Origin of the sequence: Mesorhizobium sp. M7A.F.Ca.CA.002.09.1.1 (assembly GCF_003998555.1) — a bacterium.
Lineage (GTDB): Bacteria > Pseudomonadota > Alphaproteobacteria > Rhizobiales > Rhizobiaceae > Mesorhizobium > Mesorhizobium ciceri.
Window position 1 is genome coordinate 1 of the sequence record NZ_RZRR01000370.1, and the last position, 5,139, is coordinate 5,139.

Annotated in this window: 6 protein-coding genes; 5 read left to right on the top strand and 1 reads right to left on the bottom strand. The window is 61.7% G+C overall.

Features of this window, described 5'->3' with window-relative positions; genetic code table 11:
- Nucleotides 1–165: 165 nt before the first annotated feature.
- The 3 genes from EN994_RS17075 (at nt 166) to purB (ending at nt 2,779) form a co-directional block, all read left to right on the top strand.
- Entirely contained in the window at nt 166–891 is a 726-nt protein-coding gene (locus EN994_RS17075; RefSeq protein ID WP_013532119.1) for a DUF2259 domain-containing protein, read from the top strand.
- A gap of 107 nt (nt 892–998) precedes the next feature.
- Nucleotides 999–1,412 (top strand): hypothetical protein, encoded by a 414-nt coding sequence (locus tag EN994_RS17080; protein WP_082826442.1) that lies wholly within the window; start codon nt 999–1,001, stop codon nt 1,410–1,412.
- 59 nt (nt 1,413–1,471) lie between these two features.
- Nucleotides 1,472–2,779 carry an adenylosuccinate lyase gene (purB, locus tag EN994_RS17085; RefSeq protein ID WP_063167823.1) on the top strand — a complete coding sequence of 436 codons (1,308 nt, stop codon included), beginning with the start codon at nt 1,472–1,474 and terminating at the stop codon, nt 2,777–2,779.
- Between the two features lie 125 nt (nt 2,780–2,904).
- On the opposite strand, the gene EN994_RS17090 is transcribed toward purB, so the two are convergent.
- Entirely contained in the window at nt 2,905–3,717 is an 813-nt protein-coding gene (locus EN994_RS17090) for a VOC family protein (protein WP_013532122.1), read from the bottom strand.
- Between the two features lie 249 nt (nt 3,718–3,966).
- Between EN994_RS17090 and EN994_RS17095 the strand changes: the two genes are divergently transcribed.
- Both EN994_RS17095 and EN994_RS17100 read left to right on the top strand, forming a co-directional pair.
- Nucleotides 3,967–4,515, top strand: coding sequence for an alpha/beta hydrolase (locus EN994_RS17095; protein WP_063170214.1), 549 nt, complete (start codon nt 3,967–3,969; stop codon nt 4,513–4,515).
- Between the two features lie 167 nt (nt 4,516–4,682).
- Nucleotides 4,683–5,139: acyltransferase family protein (locus EN994_RS17100; RefSeq protein WP_164745969.1), on the top strand; the 457-nt coding region annotated here is incomplete at its 3' end.

Sequence of the window (5,139 nt, forward strand, 5' to 3'; positions counted from 1 at the left end):
CTTCCATATGCTCACGAATTTTGCTGGTGTCGGTCATGGTGGTTCTCCATTGGGACTGCCGACAATAACAAATGACGGGCCGATTGGATGCATCGGCTTTCGCACCGCACGACGTTTTGATTCCGTCGTGCTAGGGGATTGAAACGATCACGGGGGTGAAGACCGATGCGAATGCTCTTTCTGTTTGCCGTTGGCCTGCTTGCACAGCTTGCGACCTCGATCGCGGCTCATGCCGGCGATGTCGCTGAACTTGAGATCCTCGGCTTCACCAAGGACGGCAGCGTCTTCGCTTTCGAGGAATATGGCGTGCAGGATGGATCGGGCTTTCCCTATGCCAACCGCTACTACATCGACACCAGCACCGACAGCTTTCTGAAGGGCACGCCGATCCGGGTCCGGCTTGAGGACGAGAATGCCAAACTGGATGCGGTGCGCCTTCAGGCCCGGCAAAAAGGCGAATCCATTGTCAGCCAGGCCGAGTTGGACGCCAACCGCGGCATCACCGCGGGTTTCAACCCGGTGACCGAGCTTTCGGCGGATCCGCACCGGATGGCGGTCAATCCGCGCCCGATCTTCACTCCGGTCGACCCACCGCTCGAGTTCCGGCTCGACGAGTTGGGCATGAACAACGCCGATGGCTGCGAGAGCCAGGGCGAAATCAACGGCTTCCGGCTGCTGCGCATCGAGGCGCAGGATGGCGGCACGACCAAGCTGCTGCACGAGGACAAGGCGATACCGAAAAGCCGGGGCTGCCCGAACGGCTATCGCATCGGCGCCGTGCAGACCTTTTCCATGGACAGCCTCAGCGCCTATGCCGTGCTGATCGCGGTGCGCCAATACGGCTTTGAAGGCCCGGACTTTCGCTGGATCGCGGTGACCGGCCGCCTGTGACACCCCCTGCTCAACCCGCCGCGCGCGATCGTGCGCTGAACCGCCTTCGCCGCGCGATACCGACGCCGCGCACAGCACTTGTCGGCGCCTTGTTGTGGGCTGTGACAATGGGCGCCAGCGCGCTCCTCACCTTGTTTTTGGGCGACTGGGAGACGCCGGCGAAAATCCGCATTGTCACCATGCTGTTTGCGGCGGGAGCTGCGCTGGCCTTCCCGATCGGCCTGTTCGCGGCGCGGCTGGTCTCGCAGGGAAGACGCTGGGAAGTCGCTTTCGCCGCGGCCTTCGTGTGCCTAGCAGCGGCGACGATCGGCCTGACCGGCGGGCTGTTTGCCCTGCAGTACCGCTCCTACTACGCCGAGTGGCATGCGCCTGCTTTCACCCGCACCTGGGTCCTCCAGTTCGTCTTCACGACGTTGATTGCGCTCTATCAATTCGTGGTGCTGGGCATCCGGCTCTATTTTCCAGTTGGTTTCATCGCTCTGTTTGCCGCGGGCGTCTGGTTTGCGCGCCAGCGGCGTTGAGCATTTTGCTCGCCTCTGTTAGGACGCGGGCAAACTTCTCGATATGTCAGGACTGACCGATGATCCCTCGCTATTCCCGGCCGGAAATGGTCGCCATCTGGTCGCCAGAAACCCGGTTCCGCATCTGGTTCGAGATCGAAGCCTATGCCTGCGATGCGCTGGCCGAACTCGGCGTCATCCCCAGGGAAGCGGCAAAAACCATCTGGGAAAAGGGCAGTGCCGCAAAATTCGACGTCGAGGCGATCGACGAGATCGAACGCGTCACCAAGCATGACGTCATCGCCTTCCTGACCCATCTTGCCGAATTCGTCGGGCCGGACGCCCGCTTCATCCACCAGGGCATGACCTCGTCCGACGTTCTCGACACCTGCTTCGCCGTACAGCTGACCCGCGCCAGCGACATCCTGCTCGCCGATATCGATGGTCTGCTTGCAGCGCTCAAGCGCCGCGCCTTCGAGCACAAGAACACCGTCACCATTGGCCGCAGCCACGGCATCCATGCCGAGCCGACGACCTTCGGCGTCAAGCTGGCGCAGGCCTATGCCGAGTTCTCGCGCTGCCGCGAGCGGTTGGTGTACGCGCGTGAGGATATCGCCACCTGTGCGATCTCCGGGGCGGTCGGCACCTTCGCCAACATCGACCCCTATGTCGAGGAGCATGTGGCGGCTAAGCTCGGCCTGAAGCCCGAGCCGGTGTCGACACAAGTAATCCCGCGTGATCGCCACGCGATGTTCTTCGCCACGCTCGGCGTCATCGCCTCGTCGGTCGAGCGGCTGTCGATCGAGATAAGGCATTTGCAGCGCACCGAAGTGCTCGAAGCGGAAGAGTATTTTTCGCCGGGCCAAAAGGGCTCGTCGGCCATGCCGCACAAGCGCAACCCTGTGCTGACCGAAAACCTCACCGGCCTTGCCCGCATGGTTCGCTCCATGGCGATGCCGGCGATGGAGAATGTGGCGCTCTGGCACGAGCGCGACATTTCCCACTCCTCGGTCGAGCGCATGATCGGCCCTGACGCCACCGTGACGCTCGATTTCGCACTGTCGCGGCTGACCGGCGTCATCGACAAGCTGCTCGTCTATCCCGACAACATGCTGAAGAACATGAACAAGTTCCGCGGCCTCGTGCATTCGCAGCGTGTCATGCTGGCGCTGACGCAGGCTGGGTTGTCTCGCGAAGACTCCTACCGTCTGGTCCAGCGCAACGCCATGAGGGTGTGGGAGCAAGGCGCTGATTTTCTTGAAGAATTACTGGCCGACAAGGAAGTGACCGCTGCCCTGCCCGAGGCCGAAATCCGCGAGAAATTCGACCTGGGCTATCACACCAAGCACGTCGACACGATCTTCAAGCGGGTGTTTGGCAAAGCCTGAGGCAAAGCGCTATACCGTCGCTGGCCGCGAGCGGCAGGCTTCACCTTCTCCCCTGTGGGAGAAGGTGGATCGGCGCGCAACGCCGCGACGGTTGAGGGGTGCTCCAGCTTGGCGCAGCCCTCAAATCAAGCCTTGCCGGGAACAGTCCTGATCACCGTGCCCCATGGATCTTCGCGGGTCACCGGGCTGGTCACATTGTCCGAACGCATCTCCACCCAGGCCAGACCCGACCGGCTGGGATCGCGGCGGCCGGCGCCCGAACTCTGCCAGGCGTTGGCGCCGATGTGGTGGTGATAGCCGCCTGACGACAGGAACACCGCCTGGCCGCCATATTTGGCCACCGTGTCGAAGCCGAATTCCTGGTTCCACCAGGCTTCGGCGTCTTCCGGCCTGCCGACGCGCAGGTGGACATGGCCGACGACGCTGTTTTCCGGCGCGCCCTGCCAGCCGGCGTCACCCGCAGGCACTTCGGCAACGACGGACGGAATGTTCATCCGCTCGGTCGCCATCGCCACCTTGTCGCCATTCCACTTCCAGTCCTGCGGACGGCGGTCGGCATAGATCTCGATGCCATTGCCTTCGGGATCGGTCAGGTACAGTGCTTCGCTGACCAGATGGTCGGAAGCGCCCTCGATGGCGATCTTGTTTGATATGGCGTGGTTGATCCAGCGGCCGAGATCGGCACGGCTGGGCAGCAGGAAGGCCGTATGGAACAGGCCTGCGCTGCGAGGATCATCCGGCTTGGCCGAAGGATCGGCCTCGATGACCAGCAACGGACGGTTGGCGGCGCCCAGCGTGATCGCCCCATCGGCGCGGCTCAGTTCCTGCAGACCGACGATGCTGCGATAATATGCGGCAAGGCTTTCCGCGTCGCGCGCCTTCAGCCCGACGCGGGCAACGCTGACCGGGGTGGTGGCGGCAAAAGGCAACTCGCTCATCAAATGCTCCGTTCGACCGGCCTGCGATGAAGCTCCCAAAGCGAGAAACCCCACTCCGCCGATCATTGTACGTCGTGTCAGTTCCAAAGTCAGGGTTCCCGCGCACGGCTGTTTCTTTTCCTGACCACAGATCGTCCATCCGCATCGTTCACACAAGACGCGAAGAAGCGAACATGGTGTTCACTATTGTGATCAAACGTGGCGTTTCTGCCGGTTGCACGAAGCGATGCCGCTCGCTATCTCAGCGCCATGAAGGTCAGAGACGCAGATATTCTCATCGTGCCGGGCTACACCAATTCCGGCCCCGACCATTGGCAGAGCCGCTGGCAGTCGAAGCTGTCGACGGCGCGCCGCGTCGAACAGGCGGAGTGGTCGAAGCCGGTGCGCGAGGACTGGACGGCGAGCGTCGCCAAGGCGGTCAACGAGGCCGAGCGGCCGGTCGTCCTGGTCGCGCACTCACTTGGCGTCGCCACCGCAGTGCAAGCCATTCCGCAATTCCGCAAGCCGGTCGCCGGGGCCTTTTTCGTGGCGCCGCCCGATGTCGCCAATCCAAAGATCAAGCCAAGGCACCTGATGACCTTCGGCCCCTACCCGCGCGAACCGCTGCCTTTTCCTTCGATCGTGATCGCCAGCCGCAACGACCCGTTCTGCGCCTTCGATGTCGCCGAGGACATTGCCGGGGCCTGGGGCTCGCTGTTCATCGACGCCGGCGAGACCGGGCATCTCAGCGAGGATTCAGGATTCGGCCCTTGGCCCGAAGGCTCCATGACCTTCGCCAAGTTCCTGACGGACCTGTAATATATACGGTCAAAGCCTGAACACGAAGCTGCTCGGCAGGCCATCCGGCTTGCGTGAACAATAATTTAATGCAGATCGCGATAATCTCTCCAGCAACGGCGAACTCTGTTCGCCGAACGATTATATTCGCGCGTACTAAATAGCAATTATTCAAAGAAAGCCCATACTTGGCCAAGGATGCTTCACTCGAATTGTTAAGAGGTGTCGCCGCGCTCGTAGTTCTGAATGGGCATTGTTTGGGTGCTTTTGCGCCATTGATGGAAGGCGAGGGAGACTTGGCCGGGCAATCGCTCAAAACAAGCCTGGCTTTCGTCGCGTTCAATGGCGGCTCCGCCGTCTACCTGTTTTTCATCCTGTCTTCCTACGTGCTCGTGAAGCGTTATTTTCAGACCAGCAAGGCACAAGATCTGCGGTTGGGTGCGATCAAGCGCCTGCCACGCCTGGCCGGCCCGGTACTCGTTACGACGCTGGCATCCTGCATCATCTTCAAGCTCGACCTGTATTTCATCAAGGATGCGGCCGCCGTCACCCAATCCGACTGGCTGAGAAGTTTCGGCAATGCTTCAAAGGTGCTATCGCCGGAGACTGCGAGTTTCGCCGACGCGTTTCTGCAAGGGGCGTGGC